18 protein-coding genes are annotated in these 24976 nt (G+C 31.3%); 2 read left to right on the top strand and 16 right to left on the bottom strand.

All coding sequences use genetic code 11. The annotated features are described in order from the left end of the window. Positions 1-9 precede the first annotated feature (9 nt). Together CLOPA_RS07795 and CLOPA_RS07790 are read right to left on the bottom strand one after the other, a co-directional pair. A complete protein-coding gene (locus CLOPA_RS07795) occupies positions 10-1077 on the bottom strand; it encodes a phosphodiester glycosidase family protein (RefSeq protein ID WP_015614889.1) in 1068 nt (355 codons plus the stop codon). A 445-nt stretch (positions 1078-1522) separates the two neighbouring features. Beyond that, positions 1523-2899, bottom strand: coding sequence for a PhoH family protein (locus tag CLOPA_RS07790; RefSeq protein WP_015614888.1), 1377 nt, complete (start codon positions 2897-2899; stop codon positions 1523-1525). A gap of 347 nt (positions 2900-3246) precedes the next feature. On the opposite strand from CLOPA_RS07790, the gene CLOPA_RS07785 reads away from it, so the two are divergent. Both CLOPA_RS07785 and CLOPA_RS07780 read left to right on the top strand, forming a co-directional pair. Then, positions 3247-3678: a Fur family transcriptional regulator gene (locus tag CLOPA_RS07785; protein ID WP_015614887.1), complete on the top strand. Its 432-nt coding sequence runs from the start codon at positions 3247-3249 to the stop codon at positions 3676-3678. Positions 3679-3906: 228 nt separating this feature from the next. Further along, entirely contained in the window at positions 3907-4863 is a 957-nt protein-coding gene (locus CLOPA_RS07780) for a hypothetical protein (RefSeq protein WP_015614886.1), read from the top strand. A gap of 415 nt (positions 4864-5278) precedes the next feature. Here CLOPA_RS07780 and yihA read toward each other — a convergent pair whose 3' ends face one another. The 14 genes from yihA to CLOPA_RS07710 all read right to left on the bottom strand — a co-directional run bounded on the left by yihA (position 5279) and on the right by CLOPA_RS07710 (position 24966). Continuing rightward, a complete protein-coding gene (gene yihA, locus CLOPA_RS07775) occupies positions 5279-5863 on the bottom strand; it encodes a ribosome biogenesis GTP-binding protein YihA/YsxC (protein ID WP_015614885.1) in 585 nt (194 codons plus the stop codon). Further along, positions 5844-8186 (bottom strand): endopeptidase La, encoded by a 2343-nt coding sequence (gene lon / locus CLOPA_RS07770; RefSeq protein WP_015614884.1) that lies wholly within the window; start codon positions 8184-8186, stop codon positions 5844-5846. The genes yihA and lon overlap by 20 nt, the downstream gene beginning before the upstream one ends. Positions 8187-8522: 336 nt before the next feature. After that, complete coding sequence (gene lonB / locus CLOPA_RS07765) at positions 8523-10199, bottom strand: ATP-dependent protease LonB (protein WP_015614883.1); 1677 nt, start codon at positions 10197-10199, stop codon at positions 8523-8525. A 144-nt stretch (positions 10200-10343) separates the two neighbouring features. Beyond that, positions 10344-11648, bottom strand: coding sequence for an ATP-dependent Clp protease ATP-binding subunit ClpX (gene clpX, locus CLOPA_RS07760; protein WP_015614882.1), 1305 nt, complete (start codon positions 11646-11648; stop codon positions 10344-10346). A gap of 20 nt (positions 11649-11668) precedes the next feature. Then, complete coding sequence (gene clpP / locus CLOPA_RS07755; RefSeq protein WP_015614881.1) at positions 11669-12253, bottom strand: ATP-dependent Clp endopeptidase proteolytic subunit ClpP; 585 nt, start codon at positions 12251-12253, stop codon at positions 11669-11671. Positions 12254-12376: 123 nt separating this feature from the next. After that, positions 12377-13672 carry a trigger factor gene (gene tig / locus CLOPA_RS07750; RefSeq protein WP_015614880.1) on the bottom strand — a complete coding sequence of 432 codons (1296 nt, stop codon included), beginning with the start codon at positions 13670-13672 and terminating at the stop codon, positions 12377-12379. A 381-nt stretch (positions 13673-14053) separates the two neighbouring features. Next, a complete protein-coding gene (locus CLOPA_RS07745) occupies positions 14054-14836 on the bottom strand; it encodes a sugar phosphate isomerase/epimerase family protein (protein ID WP_015614879.1) in 783 nt (260 codons plus the stop codon). Between the two features lie 93 nt (positions 14837-14929). Next, the gene (locus CLOPA_RS07740) at positions 14930-15730 is read right to left on the bottom strand and encodes a hypothetical protein (RefSeq protein WP_015614878.1); all 801 of its coding nucleotides are present in this window, start codon (positions 15728-15730) and stop codon (positions 14930-14932) included. A 328-nt stretch (positions 15731-16058) separates the two neighbouring features. After that, positions 16059-19244 carry a carbamoyl-phosphate synthase (glutamine-hydrolyzing) large subunit gene (carB, locus tag CLOPA_RS07735; RefSeq protein ID WP_015614877.1) on the bottom strand — a complete coding sequence of 1062 codons (3186 nt, stop codon included), beginning with the start codon at positions 19242-19244 and terminating at the stop codon, positions 16059-16061. Between the two features lie 83 nt (positions 19245-19327). Continuing rightward, positions 19328-20413 (bottom strand): glutamine-hydrolyzing carbamoyl-phosphate synthase small subunit, encoded by a 1086-nt coding sequence (gene carA / locus CLOPA_RS07730; RefSeq protein WP_015614876.1) that lies wholly within the window; start codon positions 20411-20413, stop codon positions 19328-19330. Between the two features lie 559 nt (positions 20414-20972). Further along, positions 20973-22490, bottom strand: coding sequence for a M1 family metallopeptidase (locus tag CLOPA_RS07725; RefSeq protein WP_015614875.1), 1518 nt, complete (start codon positions 22488-22490; stop codon positions 20973-20975). Between the two features lie 223 nt (positions 22491-22713). Beyond that, positions 22714-23295, bottom strand: coding sequence for an orotate phosphoribosyltransferase (gene pyrE / locus CLOPA_RS07720; protein WP_015614874.1), 582 nt, complete (start codon positions 23293-23295; stop codon positions 22714-22716). A gap of 38 nt (positions 23296-23333) precedes the next feature. Continuing rightward, positions 23334-24233, bottom strand: a complete 900-nt coding sequence (locus CLOPA_RS07715) for a dihydroorotate dehydrogenase (RefSeq protein ID WP_015614873.1) — start codon at positions 24231-24233, stop codon at positions 23334-23336. Further along, positions 24226-24966, bottom strand: a complete 741-nt coding sequence (locus tag CLOPA_RS07710; RefSeq protein ID WP_015614872.1) for a dihydroorotate dehydrogenase electron transfer subunit — start codon at positions 24964-24966, stop codon at positions 24226-24228. The genes CLOPA_RS07715 and CLOPA_RS07710 overlap by 8 nt, the downstream gene beginning before the upstream one ends. Positions 24967-24976: the final 10 nt, after the last annotated feature.

Here is a 24976-nt window from a genome sequence, read left to right as displayed (position 1 = left end):
CCTCCTCATCTATCTTACGTACACAGCAGTAGGTATTGGTCTCTCACCAAATTTATCACTTGGATTGTTCTGAACACTTCCATTGTAATATAAAGTAGTTGAGGCTCCTCCATCAAGATTAACTGCGTTTAATGCTCCCTGATCCTTCATAACTTTTTGTACATCTCCAATAGTAGCTCCCATTTGAAGTCCCTGCCTTCCATCGATGGTAAGAAGAAGTATGGAGCCATCAGCCCTTTGTCCTATAGCCGTTCTCGGATTAGCTCCTTGACTATCTATTGGTCTTCCTTGACTATCTCTAGTCTGAATTGTTCCATTTACTATAAGCGTAGGTCCAAAGCATATAGCTTCTGTAACTCCAGCTTTTAATAATTCATTAATACTATGATCACCAACTATTAACTGCCCATCTCTAGTAATTCCAGCCACTCCTATCCTTTTTACATTGTAATCTATATTATCGGTTGGATAAATAAGCTTTCCACCAGAAATTATTATGCCCGTTGGCAAAGCCCCTGTTCCCGTCCATGTAGCCGTAGAATTATTAGCTTTATCTTGGAATCCACCTCCATTTATCGCTGCTATTGCATTGTTATTCTTTGCTATCTGACTGGTTGTTTGACCTACAGTCCCAAGCTGTGATGAATATCCAATTTTAACTCTTGTTGGATCATGAACTACTAACATTAATCCTGTAAATTTTTTTCCATCAATCTTTTCTAATTCTATAGTATTATCATGATTTCCAATTTTTATCTTGTTTAAATCCTCTGCTAGTGAACCAATGGGTCCAGCAGTGCTATTGCCAGTACTATTGCTATACAATATATCATTAATCTGTTTTTGTGATAAAAAAAATGTGGCAATATATTGATGACTCATGGTACTCATAGCCTGCCCTACGATCATCTTTTTCAATGTAGAAAAGGGGCCATAAAAAACTATTAAGGGTGCTGTAGCAATACCAAAAATGAGTTGAAAAATTATAAAGTATATTAAAATTTTTGACCTTTTAACCTTCTTAGCCCCATTTCTATTTCTTCTTAAATTTGATTCATTACTAATTCCATTCTTCATATTTGTACCTCATAAAATTATAATACATCTCTGCTTATGATTAATTTTAAGATGCTTAACTTATATTTTACAACATTTTCAATAGCTTTTCATTTATAAATTGTATATTTTTTGTAACTAACCGTTAAACATACAATATTTCCCATAAACATTCACGTATTATTAACAATTATAAAAGACCTACTTAATTAGATATAATTTAATTAAGTAGGTCTTTTTATTGTTTATCCGATGACTACCCACTCTAATGCCCCCACCGCACTCTGTGAAAGCGATTCACACAAAATCTAAGATTTTGGTTCTCTGCTTTTCTTCAAGTGTGAGTAAAGAGTGGCTACGTCCCTGGATAACGATTTCTAAGCATCAGATGGAATAAAAACTCCACCTGATGCCAAGAACTCTGTTTATAAAAATTTTTTACAACATAATTAATATTAAAAGTTGACTATAACCTTTTCGATGCTTCAAAAGCAAGTGGAGATCTTTCACATTCATCAAATTTTAATGTAATCTGATAACATATTTTACTCCCCTTCATCTTTTCCGCCGCATAACAAAGTCCATTAGACCTTGAATCCAAAAATGGCTGATCAATTTGATCTGGATCTCCAATTAGTATAAGTTTAGTTCCTTCACCTACTCTTGTAATTATAGCTTTAACCTGTTTTGGTGATAAGTTTTGTGCTTCATCTACTATAACCCAATTTTTCAGTATAGATCTACCTCTAAGAAACGCCACTGCTTCCGTAGTTATTATCCTCCTATCAAAAAGTTCCTTTACCTTATCATTTAGTTCTCCTTCATTTTTATATCTTTCATTTTCGTCTGAATCTACAAGTATCTCTAGGTTATCAAAAATAGGTCTCATAAAAGGAGATATTTTATCTTGTTCCGATCCTGGTAAGTATCCTATATCTTCATCCATAGTTACATTAGGTCGGCATACAAGAATTCTTCTATATTCTTCATTACCATCTTCTAATATTTTATATAATCCTGCTGCTAAAGAAAATAAAGTTTTAGCCGTTCCAGCAGGTCCCTTTATTATTACCAGTGGAGCCTTATCTGCATCAGTGTACAAAGCTTCCAGCATAAACTTTTGTCCCACATTTCTAGTAGTAAGTCCTAAGGGTTTCATTTCCGTAAATTTAAGGGAAGTCACCATTTTGCCATCGAATCTTCCAAGAGCTGTTTGTTTGTCATTATCCATTGAGTGAATTATAACAAATTGATTTATATATAATTGAGGCTTATAATATTTCTCTTCCTCATAGGAATAACTTAAGAGCTTATCTGAGTCCAAATACTTATTTTTAAAGAAATACTGCAATTTTTCTGAAGGTACATACACATCAATTCTCCCTGTATATTGGCTATCATATTCAGGTACTAACTTTTCGTAAAAATCTTCTACATTTACTCCTACACAATCTCCTTTTATTCTTTCAAATATATCCTTGCTAATTAGGTAAACATCCTCACCTTGCTCTTTAAGAGCTTTGCATACCTGTACTATTCTATTATCAGGCTTAGATTTATCCCAACTTTCAGGTATTATCGTATCATGATGATTCATTTCCACTCTAAGTTTACCTCCACCAGGGAGATTTATGCCTTTATTTATATTACCCTCTTTTCTCAATTTATCCAATATTCTTGCAGCATGTCTTGCATTGGCTCCTAAATCACTCTTATCTTTTTTAAAAGAATCTAATTCCTCAAGAACTACCTCCGGAATAACCACATCATTATCTGCAAAAGAAGTTATTGCTCCTGGAGAATATAGAATAACATTTGTATCCAATACATAAGTACGTTTCAAAAAAACTCCCCCTTTCAAGTTCGCCTAATAGATCAGGCATCTGAAGATGCATAGTAAATTAAATATCTTTGTGCATTCCCCTACAACAAAGATTGATAATAACATATATTTTAATATATGTTATTTATATTATTTATCCAGATATTAAATGTTACTTAAGTTTATTATATTTAATTATTATAAACTTATAATAATTAAAAGATTTATTAAAAACCTTTCCTATATTAATATATACAAAGTTTATACTATATATATTTCTATTTTTACATATATACCAAAATTATTCTTTTGACAACTAATAATCTTTATTATATAATATAGTTAATTAAAAAACAAGGATGGTGCTTATGAACAGCATAACAAATATATTTAGAGAAAAAAAATTGAAATTAACGCCTCAACGTATAGCCGTATATAGATATTTACAGTCAACCAAGGAGCATCCTTCTGCTGAGACTATATACAAAGCACTGCAAACAGATTATCCAACTATGAGTTTAGCTACCGTTTATAAAGCACTTAAAACACTTACAGAAGTAAATTTAGTTATTGAACTAAATGTTGGCGAAGGAAATTTCAGATATGACAGTAACGTTTATCCTCATCCGCACATACAATGTATATCCTGTGGTAAAGTTGATGACGTGGAAAATGTGTCTTTTTCGGATTTAAATAGCAAAATCAGTGAATTCACTGACTATGAAGTTTTAACAAATAAAGTTTATTTTTATGGTGTTTGTAAGGATTGCAAGGATAAAGCTATTACTCTAGAAGATTAATAACAATTTATTTTGTAGTTGAGCTGCTTCAAAGTGCATTAACGCATGGAGGCAGCTTTTTTTCTTTTCAATGTATTCCATTTTATCCGATGATTATATACTATAATAATCCCATGGCGCCTTGTGAAGCGATTTTTAAGCATCAGATGGAATAATTATTTTCAAACAACCTCATTTTCTATACTAACTTACTCATTTCAGTCATATATCTTTTATGAGGTGATTTATATGAAATTTAGGGTACTTTTTTTGAAAAAACGATATATTTATTATTCGGCTCTAATAATACTTTTAATTATATTATCAATTTTATTTTTTCTTTCAAAAGAGTCTTTGCCAACCTTTTCAACTATAGGCATCGGCAGAACAATAAAGAATTATGATGTTACTGGTGATGGCATAAAAGATTTAATATCAATAGACTCAATTAACGATAAATATAAAGTAAATATAAATTCTAAGGGAAAAAATTATACTTTATCCCCTAATAAACAACTAGATACCCTTGGAAATCATTATGATTACTGGCCTTTAAGAATTACATTTCTGGACATATCTAGAGATAAACTTCCAGAAATTTTTACCCAAGCCTCTGAAAGGGGAAAGGCAATTCAACACATATTTGTATGGGATAAAGATAAATTCCAAGATATTTTATCTAATACTAATAACCTTTTAGGCTTCATAGATCTTCATAATAATAAAACCCCAAAAATAATATCTGGTAATATAGGAGAAAATGATATAAGCATGGCTAATTACATATTTTCTCAAGATAAACTCATACATTATTCTAATAACTATAATAGTAATTTTTTAGGAAAAGATTCTATATTATCTTTTGTAAAATATGTTCAAGGATTGCCTCAAAATGAAACAGAAAAACCAAATGATATTTTTTACCCGGGGCTTGATGGCAATGCTCTTAGCGCCATAGGTATGCTTTCTGCTTCAGATAGTACTTTTACATTTCAAGATGGTATTTTTATGGACAACCGTTGTAATACTGATGGTGATATTATTGAAATTAAATGGGTATTAAATTTTAAATCAATTTCAAATAAAGATACTAATATGGTAAAAAATTATACTTTAAATCTAATGCTAAAAGCACAAGGAGATCCATCGCAAAAGCATTATTTTAAAATATCCTCTGTACAAATTTCTAATAAAAATAATAATTAAAACATATGAAGATGTAGACAAGTGAGAGAGGGTGAACTAACTATCTGGTTAGTTAAACTAATACATGGTAATTTTTGAGTATTAACAAGTGAAAGCTTTTCACCCAACTGACGCGGTGAAAAAGTGAAAGATTGCCGCCCAGGCGTCAAGGTGAAAGATTTAATCTTGGTTTCGCCTCGATTAAAAGTGAAAGAATTCACGTAGTGAATAGGGAAGGATGTTTTTTCTCCGCTGTGCTGCGAAAAAGCTTTATAATTAAAAAGGGACCGCTTTACGGTCCCAAGGGGGATGGGGGGTTTAGTATAAAATAAAGACTAAATAATTGTCCTCATTTCACACCACTGGAGATATAATCTCCAATTACATTTATTATGTTATCCAATTTTTAAATTCTTATTCAAAATAAATAATATTTTTATAGAACTTCATAAAAAATTTTATCCAGTAATTCTTCCCCTCCAACTTTTTTGAGTGAAGAATAAAAGCTTATTTTTTCACTTTCTTTAAGGTTTAGAGTTTTCCTTATAGTCCTTTCACTTTTAGCCAATTCACTTTTGTTTAATTTATCACTTTTAGTACATATTATCATACAATCGTACCCATAATGCTTAATCCAGTTATACATAAGCATATCATCTTCATTGGGAATTCTTCTACAGTCTAATAGAAGTATTACTCTTCTAAGTACTTCTCTACCCTGTAAATAAGTTTCAATCATCTTACCCCAGTCTTTCTTTTGCTCTTTAGATATTTTTGCATAACCATACCCAGGTAAATCTACAAAATATGAATTATTATTTATGAGAAAAAAATTGACCAACCTAGTCTTTCCCGGAGTACCACTTACCTTAACTAATTTCCTTCTATTAGTAAGTGCATTTATTATAGAAGATTTCCCAACATTTGATCTTCCTACAAAGGCTACCTCTGGCAGCTCATCTTTAGGAAATTGTTCCCTCTTTACAGCCGAAATTATGAATTCAGCTTGTTTTATTTCCATTTGTTTCACCAACCAATGCATTTTTTATTACATCTTCAATTCTATCTGCTAGTATAAAGCTAATTTTACTTTTTACAGACTTAGGTACATCCTTTAAGTCCTTTTTATTATCCTTTGGAATTATAACAGTGTCTATACCAGCCCTATAAGCAGCCAATGACTTTTCTTTAAGTCCACCAATAGGAAGAACTCTTCCTGTAAGCGTAATTTCTCCAGTCATAGCTACATTATGTCTTACTTTTCTATTGGTTAAAGCAGATACCATAGCAGTTATCATTGTTACACCAGCTGAAGGTCCATCTTTAGGTACTGCTCCCTCTGGTACATGGATGTGCAGATCCTTTTCTTTATAAAATTTTTCATTAATTTCATATTTGTTTGCATTAGTTCTTACATAACTAAAGCCAGCTTCCGCAGATTCTTTCATAATATCACCCAATTGCCCTGTAAGTGACAATTTCCCGCTTCCAGGCATTACTGCCACTTCTACAGGCAAAGTATCTCCACCATAGCCAGTCCAAGCCATACCAGTAACTATACCCACTTTATCTTCCTTATCTACCTTATCAAAAGTATATATATCTGATCCTAAATATTTCTTAACAAGTGTTATAGTTATATTCATATCACCTTTATCATTCTCTACCATGTCTGCAATAGATTTTCTTATTACTGAAGCAATCTTTCTCTCAAGATTTCTTACTCCAGATTCTCTAGTATAATTATCTACTATATAATAAATACTATTATCGCTAAAAATAAGTTTATCAGCCTCTACAGAATGTTCTTCCAATTGTTTTGGTATTAAATAATCTTTAGCTATATGGAATTTTTCTTCTGAAGTATAACCTGAAACTTCTATTATCTCCATTCTGTCCAAAAGTGGAATTGGGATTGTATCTAAGGTGTTAGCAGTAGTTACAAACATAACTTCTGACAAATCAAAATCCAATTCTAAATAATGGTCTCTAAAAGTATTATTTTGTTCACTATCCAATACTTCTAAAAGCGCATCTGCTGGATCCCCTTTATATCCTTCTCCCATTTTATCTATTTCATCCAAGAGGAAAAGAGGATTTTGTGACTTTGCCTTTTTCATACTGTATATTATCCTGCCCGGAATAGCACCTATATATGTTCTTCTATGTCCTCTTATTTCTGCTTCATCATTTACCCCACCAAGAGACATTCTAACAAAATTTTTATTTAATGCGTGGGCTATGGATTTAGCAATAGAAGTTTTTCCCACTCCTGGTGGTCCTACAAGACAAAGTATTGGACCCTTCAGGGACTTGCTCATTTTTTTAACTGCAAGATACTCAATAATTCTATCTTTAACATCATTAAGTCCATAATGTTCTTTATTAAGAATCTCTCTTGCCTTCTTTATGTCAAGATAATCCTTTGTTTTTACGCTCCATGGTAAATCTAAAATCCAATCAAGATAATTTCTTACGGCTCCGCCCTCCGAAGAATAGCTTCCAGAATTCTTTAGTTTATTTAATTCATATAACGCTTTTTCTTTAACCTCTTTAGGAAGCTTGCTTTTAGTTATTTTAGATTTATATTTCTTTTGTTCTTTTTTATCTTCGTCTTCTTCTCCTAATTCTTCCTGCATAATTTTAATTTGCTCTCTCAAATAATAATCCTTTTGAGATTTATCTATTTTTTCTCTAACTTTATTCCCTATCTCTTTTTCCACTTCAAGTATATCTACTTCGTTTTCTAGGATTTCCAGTACTTTTTCCAATCTATCCATAGGATTAATTGCATCTAGCATCTCTTGCTTCTTTTCTTGCTTTATCATTAAGTAAGAACACACTATATCTGCAAATCTTCCTGGATCTTCAATATTATCCAGTGGTATCAATGCATCGTTAGGTACTGCACCGGAAAGATTTATATACGTACTAAAGCTTTCTTTCACTAATCTTATTAAAGCTTGAACTTTTTCCTCCTCTAATAAATGTGTATTTTCAATTTCTTCTAATGTAACTTTAAAGAATGGTTCCTTCTCAATATACTCACTAATTTTTGCCCTTCTATCTCCTTCAACTAATACTCTTACAGTATTACCAGGTAGCTTTAACAGCTGCTTAACAGTACAAATAGTACCAATTGAATATATATCTTTTTCTTCTGGAGATTCAGTCTTTGCTTCTTTTTGAGCCACTAAAAATATTTCTTGTTCATTTACCATAGCTTCTTCTAAAGCAAGTATTGACTTTTCTCTACCAACATCAAAATGCATTACCATGTAAGGAAATATAATTATACCTCTTAGTGGAATTAGAGGAAGAATTTTTATATTATTATTGCTCATTTTTCTCCCCTCACTTTCATTACTATCTAATTATGTGGATAGTCTAATACATTATACATTTAAACCAAGTTTTTTTCAATTATAAGTATTCTTATTTATAAATTAATATTAATTTACCAGATATTTATTTAACAATCTTCAAATTTATTCTCTATAATCCCCTTATCCAAAAGTCATTCTGTATAAATTCAATAAATTTAGCTAGAATTAAGTAAGTAATTTTCATACGTACTAATAAAGTATATTTATTTTTAAAAATTCTTTATGGAGAGAATCAGTAGTTATAAATGATCTGATAAAATATTTACCTAATTAGATTTTCATACACTTATATAGTTAGAACTTTAAATTCTGAGCTGCAAGTATACTAATGTTAGGCTCTACTATAACTTTTGCAGCCTCACTATTCTGAGAAAAGGCTATATCAAATACCTCCTTTATATTGTCAATAGAAAATATTTCTACCTCACAAATATTTCTAAAACTTTCTTGCCAATTTTCCTTTGGAATAATGATCTTACTGGCTCCTGCTTTTAGAGCCGCATTTATCTTAGCATTTACACCACCTACAGGCTTTACCTTACCATATAAAGATATTTCTCCTGTCATAGCCACATTATTATCTATTTGTATTTCTTTTATGGCACTATAGACTGCTGTTGCAATGCTTATCCCCGCAGAAGGCCCATCCACAGGTATTCCTCCAGGAAAATTTATATGTATATCATATTCATCACAATTAATATCAAAATTTTTTTCAAGCATAGTAATAACATTTTCAACAGAACATTTAGCATTGCTTTTTCTCAAAATTTTACCTGTAGAATTTTTTATTTCCTCTTCCTCTACTATACCTGTAACTTTTAGAATTCCCTTCCTCAACTTTACTCTTTTAGCACTTGCTTCTATTTCCATAACAGCACCTATGTTAGCACCGTATACTGCAAGACCATTAACATATCCTATCTGTGGCTTGTTGTTTATTTTTTTCTCAGGTCGTGGTGAATATTGACCATTCTCAATAACCCACTCAATATCCTGTAATGCTATTTCATTTCTATTCTCATTTATAGCTATACCTCCAGCCAGTTGAACTAAATTTACAGCATCTCTTCCATTGCTGGCGTATTTTCCAATTAAACTTAATGCTTTTTCATCTATACTTGTTCCCACTTTAATCACTGCATTCCTTGCAATTTTTTCTACTTCTTCTGGAAGTAAGGCTCTAAAAAATATTTCTACACACCTGGAACGTAGTGCCGGACAAATTTCCTCAGGATTTCTAGTGGTAGCGCCTATAAGTCTAAAATCAGCTGGAAGACCCTTCTCAAAAATTTCCTTTATATAGTTAGGTACATTAGTGTCATTAGCATTATAATAAGCACTCTCAAAAAACACTTTTCTATCCTCTAACACTTTTAGCAACTTATTCATTTCAATAGGATGCAATTCCCCTATTTCATCAATAAACAAAATTCCTCCATGTGCTTTTGTTACTGCACCAGGTTTAGGTTGCGGCACCCCTGCTATTCCTAAAGAGCCCGCTCCTTGATATATTGGATCATGAACAGAACCTATCAATGGATCTGCTATTCCCCTATCATCAAATCTTACAGTAGTAGCATCTATTTCAACAAATTTTGCATCCAAATTAAAGGGTGAGTAGGTCTTACTTTTAGCATCTCTTAGAACCAGTCTGGCTGCGGCAGTTTTACCAACACCTGGCGGTCCATAAATTATTACATTTTGGGGATTTGGTCCGCAAAGCGCTGCTCTTAACGCTTTTAAGCCTTTTTCTTGACCAATTATCTCCTGAAAGGTTACCGGTCTGCTTTTTTCTGTTAAGGGCATGGTAAGACTTATTTCTCTAAGCTTTTTAAGATTATCCATCTCCTTTGTACTCTCTTTATCAATTACGATTTTAGTTGATTGTTGATTTTTTAATGCATTTAAAAAATATAATCCAACAATGACAGTAAAAAAGATTTCCATAACTAATAAAATATTTGTCATATTCTTCTGCACCTAAGATATTTCTTCAATATCCCCTTTCTAAAAATAATTTTAAAACAATAATATTTTTAGTATGTTCACTTTCATAGCAATATATTCCACTAAAAAAAGAAGAGCAATATTTAATTACTCTTCTTTAAACAACTAGGCTGTTTCTGGCCCTTTTTTCTTTTTTATGTCCTCAGTTTTCTTTACTGTAGGCTGAGGTGCAGGTATTTCACTGGCATCTTTTAATTGTAATTGTGGTGATTTTGTTTTTAAGGTATCCTCTGTTACAGATACTTTTTTGATATCCTGTCTTGATGGTATATCAAACATTATATTTTTCATCATGTCTTCTATTATAGCCCTTAAACCTCTTGCCCCAGTATTTCTACTGATAGCCTCCTTGGCTATAGCACTAAGAGCATCTTCTTTGAAATCTAAGTCTACACTATCCATTTGAAATAATTTTTTATATTGTTTTACTAATGCATTTTTAGGCTTACTCAATATTTCTATTAATGCCTTTTCATCAAGCGCATCAAGTGTAACAAGGATTGGCAATCTTCCAACAAATTCAGGAATAAGACCAAATTTTAATAAATCCCCTGGCATAATATCTTTCAAAAGAATACCAATATCTTTTTCCTTTTTTGATTGAACATCTGCACCAAATCCCATAGAACTTTTTCTAGTTCTACGTTCTATTATTTTATCTAAACCATCAAAAGCCCCGCCACATATAAATAAAATATTAGTAGTGTTTATTTGTATAAATTCCTGATGAGGATGTTTTCTTCCACCCTGCGGAGGTACTGAAGCAACAGTACCTTCTAATATTTTAAGAAGTGCCTGTTGAACCCCTTCACCAGAAACATCTCTTGTTATAGATGGATTTTCAGACTTTCTTGCTATTTTATCTATCTCATCAATGTATATAATACCCTTTTCAGCTCTTTCAACATCATAATCAGCATTTTGTATAAGCTTTAATAGTATATTTTCTACATCCTCTCCCACATAACCAGCCTCAGTTAAAGTGGTAGCGTCAGCTATAGCAAAAGGTACATTTAAAAATTTAGCTAAAGTTTGAGCTAAAAGTGTTTTACCCGAGCCTGTAGGCCCTAAAAGTAAAATATTACTTTTTTGTAGTTCTACGTCCTCATTACCTATATTAGAATTTATTCTCTTATAATGATTATATACAGCTACGGCTAAGGCCTTCTTCGCTTCTTCCTGCCCTATAACATATTGATCTAAATAATTTTTTATTTCAATAGGTTTTGGAAGTGACCCTACTTCTACTGACGAATTTTCTTCAAATTCGTCAGCTATTATTTCAGAACACAACTCTATACATTCATCACAAATATATACTCCTGGGCCAGCAATAAGTCTTCTAACTTGATCTTGACTCTTGCCGCAAAAAGAACATCTTAATTGTTTCTTATCCTCAAATTTTGACATATCAGCACCCCTTTATAAGGTTATTTCTTTTTTGTAATAACTTCATCAATTAATCCATACTCTTTAGCAGCTACAGCTTCCAAGAAATTATCTCTTTCAGTATCTCTCTCTATAGTTTCTAAAGGCTGACCAGTTCTCTCACTTAAAATTGAATTTAATTTCTTTTTAATGCTTAATATCCTATTAGCATGTATACCTATATCTGTTGCCTGACCCTGGAAACCACCTAATGGTTGATGAATCATTATTTCACTATTTGGCAGTGCAAATCTTTTTCCCTTTGCACCAGCAGTTAACAAAAATGCTCCCATTGATGCTGCCATACCAACACAAATTGTTGATACATCGGGTTTTATATATTGCATTGTATCATAAATAGCCATACCAGCAGTTATTGAACCTCCTGGACTATTTATGTATAGTGATATATCCTTATCAGGATCTTCACTTTCTAAAAATAAAAGTTGAGCAACAATTAGACTAGCAGTTGTATCATTTACTTCTTCACCTAAAAATACAATTCTGTCCTTTAAAAGCCTAGAATATATATCATAAGACCTTTCTCCTCTATTTGTTTGTTCTACTACCATTGGTACTAAAGCCATACAAATTCCCTCCTCATTATATGAATATTAAAATTAATTGCCAGAAATCCATTCTGGCAATTAACCCCTTTTATATTATGCTAACATATCACAGCAAATAATCAATATATAATTAAAAATTTTTTAGTCTATTGCCTTACTGCTATTTACTAATAAGTCTATTACCTTTCCATTTGTTAAATCTTGTTCTAACATAGGTCTTTGTGCATCTAAAAGTAGTTTTGCCATTTTTTCTATATCTTTAGTTCCATATTGTTTAGCAGCTTCAGTTGCCTTCTCTAGTAATTCTTCCTCTGTTGGCTTCACATCTACAACAGTAGCTATCTTTTCAATAACAAGTCTTGTCTTAACTCTTTTTTCTGCTGTTTCCTTCATGTAATCTCTAACTTTTTCTTCTGAGCTATTTGTAAATTTGTAATAAGATTCCAGATCTAACCCTTGATATTTCAATTTTGTTTCCAATTCTTTAATCATTTGATCAGTTTCATTCTTTACCATAATTTCTGGAATATCAACCTTTGCGTTATCGCATACTGCATCTACAACATGGTCTTCGTATTCTGCCTTTGCTCTGGCATTATCGCTTTCTTCCTTTTTTGTTCTTATATCCTTTTTAAGTTCATCTAATGTATCGAATTCTGACACTTCTTTTACAAATTCATCATCTATTTCAGGTAATTCTTTGATTTTTATTTCCTTTATAGTTACAGTGAAAGTAGCTTTCTTACCATTTAGCTCTTCCTTACCATATTCTTCAGGGAAAGTAACTTCTACCTCTTTAGTTTCTCCTTTTTTTAATCCAACAAGCTGATCTTCAAAATTATCTATGAAAGCGCCACTGCCTATTTCTAAAGAATAATCAGTACCTTCTCCACCTTCAAAAGCTACTCCATCTACAAATCCTTTAAAATCAATAACTGCTATATTTCCATTTTCTACAATTCCATCTTCTTCTTTTGTTTCTATTCTAGCATTTTTTTCTTGAGTAGATTTCAATTCATTCTCTATGTCTTCATCAGTTACCGGATATTCTACTTTTTTAACTTCTACACCTTCGTATTGTCCAAGTTCAACTTCTGGAGTAACAGTTACTTTAGCTGTATATACAAAATCTTTTCCTGAACCAATTTCCACTACATCAATTTGTGGGTAATCTACAGGCTTTATATTGTTTTCTTCCAAAGCTACTGGATATGTATCATCACAGCAAAAATTTACTGCATCTTCATAAAATACTCCCTCACCATAATATTGCTTAATTATAGATAAAGGCGCTTTACCCTTTCTGAATCCTGGTATATTATATTTTGTTTTATTTTTTTTATATGCCTTTTCTACTGCCTCATTAAATTTTTCTGCTTCAACTGTTATTTCAAATTTAACTACATTATTTTCTACTTTTTCCATTTTAGCGTTCATACGTAAACTCCTCCTATAAAGTGCAAGCTTCTTATTTTAACTTAAATATTATAACATATTATTGTATATTTACAAATGGTATTAAAAAATAGTTATAATACAAACTTATTCTCTTATATACATTTCCATAATAAGTTATCCTTTTATATATTATATAACAAAGAAGTATAAGTTTACAATTATAACTTTGATTATTTTATCGTTTAAACCTATTCAGAACACCGAATCTTACTTATTTGAATTCTGCACTTCAACCAAGCTTATATAAATTATCTAGAGCAAATACTTTATTATCCATTTTGACAAAAATATATAAACCAAAATTCCTTTTGCATTCGCTCATCTTCCTTTACAGCTAGGCTCTATTGTAGCAGCTAATCATCAGATAAATTTTTCTAAATATTTTTTAGAGTTTTTTATGTCTTCATAGGACTTATAATTATTACTATATACTTCCATTATAGCATTACCGGTATAATTTAATGACTTAATTTTATTGAATATACTTTGAAAATCTACAGTTCCATCCCCAGGAAGCAAGCATGTATGTTTATCATCTCTATCATTAATATGAAAATTTATCAAATTTGTATCCATAACTTCTAAATATTCCATAGGATTTACTCCTGCCCTGTAAGCTTGCTTAATATCAAGAGTAAAATATATAGGATATCTACAATTCTCTTTTAAATTCCTTAAATATTCAATACTGCTGGACATACACCAGGATACATTTTCCTGGGCTAATTTTATTTCATTTTCTGCTGCTATATAAGTAAGATTATTATAAACATCATGTATAAGCTCTTTGCTTATAAAATCTGAAGGTCCCAGTCTCATTCCATGAAAAGTATAACAATTTGCTCCTAAAAGCTTTCCTGCCTTACATACCATCTCAAAAAATTTCAGCATATCTCTTCTTCTTCTTTTGTATGCATCAAAAAGATAGGGCTCAAAGGAAGATGAAAAACTATGCACACTGCTTATTTCTAATTTATATTTATCTTTTATCTCTACAAGTTTTTTTACATAATCAACTTCATACTCAAAGGGACTATTTAAAAACACTTCTGCACAGAGAAAACCTAAATCTGAAATCAATTTTATGCTATTCTCTGTTTTAACATTTGGATAAAACACTGCCGATGATAATCCTATCTCCATAAAACCTCTCCCAAAACACAATTAGGCATGTGAAAATAAATAGTAAGTCAAAGATGCTCTAGCATACTGACTAGTTATCTATTTGAATATGCCTTAATTAGCTATAGACCCGTCTCCCTTTAGATACTGAGTAACATTATCTATCACTATCTCAAGTCCTTTATTATTTATATTATTTATTTGAATATTGGTACCTGTTATATTTGTATTTATATTTGTCTTATCTTTAATGTTATATTTCCATATAAATTTAGAAGGCCTATTATCAAACCATGGTAATTGACTTATATATGCTATATTATTATCATCTATAAATTTAGGTGACTGCTGCCATATGTAATTATTGTTTTGTGCTAATATGCTATCTTTACTAAAAACTGTTCCATTACTTGATGTATATGAAGTATTTGTAATATCAGAAGATGTCCCATCTGCATTTACAAGAAGCACATTTTGTTTGCTTTTCTCATAGGCAACGGCTGATGTACCTGAGGGATTAATATTAAAATCTATATCAGAATCCTGATTTTGTATATTTGTGATTTTTCTTGCGCTTGAACTATCATCATATATAATATTTAAAGCTTTTCCATCAGGCATAGTTACTGTAAATGTTTTGTCAACTGGTTTTTGCGGTTCTTCCTTAGCTTTTGCTTTTTCATCAGCTGCAGCTGTATCTTTTTTACTAACTGTATTTTGTTTCGGATCATTATTCCCTTGAGATACTTTTTTCGTATTAAAATTATTTTTAGTCCAATTATTTAGACTGCCATTTATCAATATTATTCCAAGTATAACAACAATGGCAATCACTATTATAATAGTGATAGTTTTGTTTCTCCTCTTTCTCATTTCTTTTCTATACCGATTACTAAAAATACTTGGTTTTCCCAATTTAAAAACCTCCTTACATCAACATACATTATTTATTATAACTCATTGTTAAATATTTTAATAATAATTTTTTGTATATTTAAAATTAACAATACGCAAATGCCTATCCAAAGCAAACTTTTAATATAAGTCATATGAAAATAAAATCTAGTCAATGAAAAATTAACACTATCAAAATTATTTTATTTGAACAATTTATTTTGATAGTGTTTCTATTATATTTTTAATATAGTTCCCAATTAAAAGCTTTTAAAATAATTAACTCATTTACGTATTCTATTATTTTAAAGCTTTCACTTGTTATTTATTACTATATACTTAAGTGCTACTATAAAAAATACTTATTCATAGGTGAATATTCCACTTCTTTACCTGATATCTCATAATTTACAGCAGTTACAAATATATTTGCAGTATCTATACAAGTAAATACTGGTATTCTATGTTCTGCTGCTTTTCTTCTAAGCTTAAATCCTAAGGTATCTATGTTATTTCCCTTTGTAGGTGAATCAATTATAAATGCTATTTTTCTCTCAACCATATTATCAGTTATTTCAGATAATGACTCTATATTGCACTTTATACCATTATCCTTCAAGAATTTTCCTGTACCCTCAGAGGCAATTATATTGAAGCCAAGTTCAATATATTTTTTAACTACCTGTAACCCCTCTTCTTTATCTATATCTTTTAAAGATACATATATATTTCCACTCTTAGGAATTTCATAATTTGCAGCACAGAATCCCTTATATATAGCATCTTCAAAATTATCACCTACACCAAGTACTTCACCAGTAGATTTCATTTCAGGTCCTAAATAAGTATCTACATCTACCAGCTTCTCATTAGAAAATACTGGTATCTTTACTGCACACAATTTATTTTCCTCATTAATTCCAATTCCATATCCAAGGTCTTTTAATTTCTTTCCAAGTATAATTTCTACTGCCAGCTTCACCATAGGTATTCCAGTAACTTTACTCAAAATAGGCACTGTTCTGGAAGCTCTTGGATTTACTTCTATTACATATATATTATCTCCATCAAAAACATATTGTATATTTACAAGTCCCTTAATTTCAAGTGATTTTACAATTCTCTCTGTATATTCCTTTAGAGTATTGAGAACATCCTTTGAAAGCGTTCTGGTTGGATACATTGTTATACTGTCTCCAGAATGTACCCCAGTTCTCTCAACATGTTCCATAATACCAGGTATTAATACATCTTCACCATCTGAGATTGCATCCACTTCTATTTCTGTACCTTTTATATATTTATCTATAAGTACAGGGTGTTCCGTAGATAAATTAACAGCTTCCTTCATATATCTTTCAAGAGTCTTTTTTTCATACACTACCTGCATAGCTCTTCCGCCTATTACATAGGAAGGTCTTACTATTACAGGGTATCCTAAAGTTTCAACTGCTTTATAAGCCCCTTCCATGCTGGTTACAGATAAGCCTTCAGGTAATGGTATGTTTATACTATTTAAGAGTTCACTAAACTTTTCTCTATCCTCAGCTAAGTCTATAGATTTAAAGGAGGTTCCAAGAATCTTTATTCCTCTTTTATCAAGCATTTCTGCAAGATTTATGGCAGTTTGACCACCAAATTGTACAATAACACCATAAGGTTTTTCCTTCTCAATAATATCTAATACATTGTCTATATATAGAGATTCAAAATATAATTTGTCCGCTGTATCAAAATCCGTACTTACAGTTTCAGGATTGTTATTTATAATTATTGATTTATATCCAGCTTCCTTAATACCCCAAACTCCATGAACACAGCAATAGTCAAATTCAATACCCTGACCTATTCTTATAGGACCGGAGCCTAAAACTATTATCTTTTCATTATCTGAAACAGCATCTTCATCCTCATCTTCGTAACAAGAGTAATAATACGGGGTATCTGCTTCAAATTCACCACTGCAGGTATCTACCATTTTATATACTGGTTTTACATTATTTTCTTTTAAAATATCTTTTACTCTATCTTCACCTATTTTTGTAAGTCTGTTTATTTCCTTTACAGTAAAGCCCATCTTTTTAGCTTCAATTATGTTTTCTTTTGCGGACTCTTCTTTAAGTTTGTTTTCCATATCTATTATTGTCTTAATACTATTTAAAAACCATTTATCTATTTTGGTTATATTGTGTACTTCATCTATGGAAATTCCCTTTCTCATAATCTCTGCTATGGCAAAAATCCTCTCATCATCCTGTTCCTTTATTTTATCAACAAGAGCATCTACATCTAGAGCTTCAAAAGCCTCAATTCTCAGTGCACTAAATTTTCCTTCAAGAGATGTAACTGCCTTTAAAAGAGCATTATGGAAAGTTCTATCTATAGCCATTACTTCCCCTGTAGCCTTCATCTGTGTACCCAATGTTCTAAGAGCTGTATCGAATTTATCAAAAGGCCATTTTGGTATCTTAACTACACAATAGTCTAAAGCTGGTTCAAAACAAGCACTAGAATTTTTAGTAACATAATTTTTAAGTTCATCTAGACTATATCCTATTGCAATCTTAGCTGCAATCTTAGCTATAGGATAACCTGCTGCTTTAGATGCAAGAGCACTGGAACGGCTAACTCTAGGATTTACTTCTATTACTATATAGTTATTACTTTTAGGATCTAAGGCATACTGTATATTGCAGCCACCTTCTATTTTAAGATTTCGTATAATTTTTATAGCAGCATTTCTAAGCATCTGATATTCAGTATCTCTTAAAGTCTGTGAAGGTGCCACAACTATACTATCTCCTGTATGAACACCTACGGGATCTATATTTTCCATATTACATATAATTATGCAATTATCTTTCTTATCTCTTATTACTTCATACTCAATTTCTTTCCAACCAGCCACACTTTGCTCTAATAGAATTTGATCTATAGGACTCATTTCAATTCCTCTGCTGGCTATTTCAAGAAGTTCTTCCATATTTTCTGCTATCCCGCCACCAGTTCCACCTAAAGTGTATGCTGGTCTTATAATTACCGGGAATCCATACTTATTTACAAAGTCTACACATTCTTCAATATGGTTTGCAATTATACTCTTAGGTATAGGTTCATTTATCTCTTCCATAAGATTCTTGAATTCTTCTCTGTCTTCAGCCTTCTTTATAGCTTCACTATTTACACCCAGAAGCCTAACATTGTACTTTTCAAGAATCCCCACATCTTTTAATTTCATTGCAAGATTAAGAGCAGTCTGACCTCCAAAACCTGCAAGTATTCCATCCGGTCTTTCTTCTGATATTATTTTTTCTAGTGCTTTTACAGTTAATGGTTCTATATAAACTTTATCTGCTATATGATAATCTGTCATTATAGTAGCTGGATTACTATTTACAAGAACAGTTTCTATTCCTTCCTCTTTTATAGCTTTAATAGCTTCCGTACCTGAATAGTCAAATTCAGCCGCTTGACCTATAATTATTGGGCCTGATCCAATGATAAGAGCTTTTTTTATAGTTTTATCCAAAGGCATATCTGTTTCCTCCAAAATCGTTAGTATTATAACGAGCCAATAGTCATATTATTATAATGGCCAGTTATTTTTTAATTAATTATTTAAATTGCTTCATCATTAATTGACCCATCCATAATGGTTAAGAATTTATCAAATAGATAAGCTGTATCTATTGGACCTGGTGCCCCTTCTGGATGGAATTGTACTGAAAAAACTGGCAGAGATTTATGTTTCATTCCTTCAACTGTGTTATCATTAAGATTTCTATGTGTAACTATCATACCTTTATTTTCTATGCTTTTTTCATCTACTGCATATCCATGGTTTTGAGAAGTTATATATGCTTTATCTCTCTCAATATCATAGATTCCATGATTCCCACCTCTATGACCGAATTTTAATTTGTAGGTATCTCCGCCTACAGCTAATGCCAATATCTGATGTCCAAGGCATATACCAAAGGTAGGTAAAGATTTCATTAAATGCTTTACTGTTTCAACAGTTTCAGGTATTGCCTTTGGATCTCCAGGACCATTACTTAAAAATAATCCATCTGGTTTTATCTCCATAATATCATTATAGGTAGCATTGTATGGGAATATTGTTATATCACAATTTCTCTGTTTTAAATTTTCAATTATATTTTGTTTAGCACCAAAATCCATTAATGCTACTTTAAAACCTGTTCCTGGAATATGTTTAATCTCATTTGGACTTACTTCCTCTACATAGCTTTTACTAAGCTCAGTGCTATTCATAATTTCTTTCAATTTTTCTAAAGAGAATTCTTCGTTGGAAATTACACATTTCATAGAACCTACATTTCTTATTCTTTTTGTAATTGCTCTAGTATCTACATTATAAATACCAACCACATTCATGTTTTTAAGCATTTCATCTAAACTTGCTTCATTCATATAATTTGATGGATTATTACTTACTGATTTTACCACAAAACCTTTAGCATATACCTTTTCTGATTCATTTTCAAAACTATTTGTTCCATAATTTCCGATCAAAGGATATGTCATATTTATTATTTGACCTGCATAGGAAGGATCAGTAAGTACCTCTTGATATCCAGTCATACAAGTATTAAAAACCAATTCTCCAACGGATGTGCCAATTTTTCCAAAGCCATCCCCTTTATATATTGTACCGTCTTCCAAATATAATATGCCTTTCATAAAATCCACCTCTTCTTTATATTAAAAAACTAAACTATTAATATTTATACAGCATTTTTTATATTTATTCACAGATTAACATAAGTCTATTTTTTCTGTCAACTTATATTTAAGCCTTTATAGCTTTATTTTTAGTCAGTAGGCATATGAAAATAAATAGTAAGTCAAAGATGCGACGAATATTTTGCATCCTATAAGGAAACAGGTTCCGAGGATAGTAGTCTATCTGAGGGTTCTGTTGACAAAATAGGATACAAAATAGGCTAGCATACTGACTAGTTATTTATTTGAATATGCCTTATACAAAAATAGAGCCTTCTACTATGGCAGAAGGCTCTTGCATACGAAAACAAAGCTATACATAAATAATGCTGCTTTTACACAATATATACAATCTTACCTTCTCAGCCTCTCTGGACCAAATTTAAAGGTCGTATTTAATTTCTATATATTATAATACACTATTATTGTATAAATATCAATTATTTCTTTTAAATTTTGATCACGGTAAAAGAATAATCAATTAATATAGCCTATTATTATATCTTTTTCACAAGACCTATTCACCTTTTAGCCACTTATTAAAATAATCATTCCAATCCTTCCCTGTAATTTCATTTGCTACTGATATAAAATCTCCTGTTTTGGTAACTTTGTATTTATATCTGTTAAAATAAGTTTGAATTATTTTAAAGAATTCCTCGTCTCCTACCTTTTCCCTAAAATCATCCAGCATTACAGCCCCTTTATAATAAACCAAAATAGAATATTCCATATCATCCTTAAAATCCTGTACTGGTTTTAACATGACTTTTTGATTTGGATTAGCTGCAGCATAAGTATAATAATAATCCTTTAATTTCAAAAAATCATCTCTGTTATTTTTTACACTCTCATTGTATATATCTTCTGAATAACATGCAAAACTTTCATCCAGCCATGCTTCATTCACCTCATCATCTCCTATGACACCATACCACCATTGATGAGCAGTTTCATGAACTACAATGACTTCATAATAACCACTTTTCTTATATTCTGGATTATCAGAAATGAACACTATACCTGGATATTCCATACCAGTTAAAAAACTGCTTTCTGCTACAGAATAAGTTTTATAAGGATATTTACCAAAAAATTTATTGAAAGTTTCTACAGCATTCTTTGCATAATTCATTTCATTGGAAAGTTCTTCATCTGTTCCAAGACCATAACATTTTACATTTATTCCATCAACCTTTTCCTGCTTAAACTTAAACTTATTACTGGTAGTGAAAGCAAAATCTCTAACATTATTTTCATTGAAAGAATAAGTTTTTAAATTGTTTTTGATTTTTTCCTTGCCGGATTCTCCAGTAGCTGCCACTATGTAATCCTTAGGAACTGTTACATTTACTTTGTAGTCAGATACTGTACTGTAAAAAGGATCTCCCATGCTGTAATAAGAATCTAAATGCCAACCTTTTTCATCATATTCTGCTGCTATAGGATACCAATTTCCAAAATTATAGGATGTATTATAATAACTTAATCTATCTTTCCCTTTCGGAATTTTTACTGTGAAATTTAAACTAAAATCAATTTTATTTCCTGGTTTCAGTTCCTTTTCCAGAGGTACTCTTAAAATTGTTTTATCTTTTCCACTTATTTCGAAATCAGAAGTTTTACCATTCACCCATAAATCCTTTATGTCAATACTTCCAGCACTAAATCCATCTGGAAAGGTTTCATTAAATCCAAATTGTGCAGGTGTAGTAGCTTTTTCTTTATAGGCATTAGGATAAATATGAAAATATACTTCTTTAAGAGGACTTTTACTCTTATTCACATAGGTTAACTTTTCTTCCCCAGTTAAAGTTTTAAGTTCAGTATCCAATTTTACATCTAGTTTGTAATTGTTCTTAGGAAAATTAACTTTTGTATTACTCTCCACTGCAGGCTTTATGGAATTTATACTCTTTATTGCAGGGCTAGCAGGACTAAAAGTCTGCGCACTTTCACTGCCTTTTCCACATCCTGAAATTAATAGCATTATGACTGTAAATATACATATAAGCTTTGACATCTTTTTTAACATAAATACACCTCCCATATGAAAGTTTGTGTAAAATTCACAAATATCATACAGACTAATTTATTTTTATTTATTTTTTTACAACAAAAAAAGTGGTAAACTAAATCTACCACTTTTATACATCTCCAAATAAATAAGCAAAGCTTTATTAAATATTTTACAGCTCTTTTCTACTTTTTGATGAATCTTTCTTACTACAAATAATTTTTACTAAAAACTTCAGTAATTAAACTATATTCCTACTTCCTGGTTTTACATATGGAATTCCCTTTGCGCAAAGAGGGCAACTTTCTTTTTCATAGCTTTCAATTTCCAGCTTAATGGCACTGTATATAGGTAATTCAGTCTTTACATCTTTTGCCCTTCTATCCACTATACAACATAATGCAACTACTTCGGCTCCAAGCTTTCTTAAAATTTCCACTACTTCAAAAGAAGATTTTCCTGTAGTAACAACATCTTCAGAAATTATTACCTTATCACCTTTTTTAACTTCAAAGCCTCTCTTTATAGTCATCTTCCCATCTACTCTCTCGGCAAAGATTCCAGGCTTTCCTGTCTGTCTTGCCAATTCATAAGAAACCAATACCCCACCCATAGCTGGTCCTACAATTATATCAAAATCCACATCCTTTATTTTATCTACAATTACGCTTATAACCTTTTCTGCCTTGTCAGGATGTTGTAAAAGTTTAGCACATTGACAGTACTTTTCGCTGTGCCTTCCTGAGGATAATAAAAAGTGTCCCTCCAAAAGTGCTTCTGATTCTCTTAAAATTTCTATAACCTTATCTTCTGAATTTCCCATAATTTTATACTCTCCTTGTATCTTTTTTAGTGATTTTTTTATTTAATTATACCTGTTATTTCTGACAAATCATTTATTCCTTCTTTTTTCATAAATGCTTCAATGTCATCTATTATATCAAGGCATATATCTGGCTTCATGAAATTAGCAGTTCCAATTTGTACTGCAGTAGCTCCTGCCATAATGAATTCTAAAGCATCTTTTCCATTTGATATTCCGCCCATACCAACAACAGGTACATCTACAGCTTTTGCTACTTCATAAACCATTCTAAGCGCTATAGGTTTTATACATGGACCAGAAAGTCCTGCACTTACATTGTCAAATATAGGCTTTCTCTTATTAATATCAATTGCCATGGCCTTAAATGTATTTACTAAGGATATGGAATCCGCTCCAGCTTCTGTACATTTAACTGCCATATCTACTATGTCCTCAGCATTTGGAGATAATTTTACCATTAGTGGCTTATCGCAATATTTTTTTACTCTGCTCACCACATCAAAAGCTACATTAGATTTTATACCAAAAGCCATCCCACCATGTTTAACATTAGGACAGGAAATATTTAACTCTATAATGTCCACATCTGTGTTATTTAATAATTCTATACCCTTTTCATAATCCTCTGTAGTTCCACCACCTAAATTAGCTATAACTACTGTATCAAGTTTTTTCATTGCTTGAAGTTCTTCTTTTATAAAATGTTCAACTCCTGGATTTTGAAGACCTACGCTATTCATTATTCCACTGGCTACTTCATAAATCCTCATACCATTATTACCTTCCTTAGGCATAATAGTTAAACCCTTTGAAGAAATTCCGCCCAGTTTACCTACATCAAAATAATTAATGTACTCATTTCCAAAGCCAAAGGTTCCAGAAGCAGCTATTACAGGATTTTTAAAATCTACTCCACAAATGCTAACATTAGTCATTTATTACAAGCTCCTTTCCTAAAAATACAGGTCCTTCCTTACAGGATCTCTTTCTTCCATCCTTAGTTTTACATGTACATACAAGGCATGCACCAATTCCACAAGCCATTCTGTTTTCCATAGACACATATAATGGTATATCTTTCTCATTACACATTTTTATCACTTTTGCCATCATTATTTCTGGTCCACAGCAGACAACTACGTCATATTTTTCCACATCGAGTAAATCAGTTACGTAGCCTTTATGTCCAGCTTCACCATTTTCTGTGGATAAATAGAAGTTATTAACATATTTTTCCACACTATCCACAGTTTTGCTATTATTTCTAAAACCAGCATATAAATCTACAGAAGAAGCCTTTAATTCCTTAGACAAGTATAACATAGGTGCAATGCCTATACCACCTGCTACTAAAGCCACTTTTCCCTGCAATTTATCTAGGTCAAATCCATTTCCCAAGGGTCCTGTAAGTTTTATTTCGTCACCTTTTTTTAATTTAGCTAAAATTTCTGTACCTCTTCCAAAGACTCTATATAAAAATTTTATTTTTTCTTCATCTTTATCGTATATACTTATAGGTCTAGATAATACCGGTTCTGTATCCCAAGCTCTCAAGAGATAAAACTGTCCAGGTTTACCTTCAAAGTTTCCCGCTATAGTAATTTCATAGATGTCTTCCTCTATTTTTTCATTGCTGAATACACTTTTCACCATATATTTTTTGCTCATGAGTTTCCTC

Origin of the sequence: Clostridium pasteurianum BC1, assembly GCF_000389635.1 — a bacterium.
GTDB classification, from domain to species: domain Bacteria; phylum Bacillota; class Clostridia; order Clostridiales; family Clostridiaceae; genus Clostridium_I; species Clostridium_I pasteurianum_A.
This window is presented reverse-complemented; position numbering and strand designations above follow the sequence as displayed.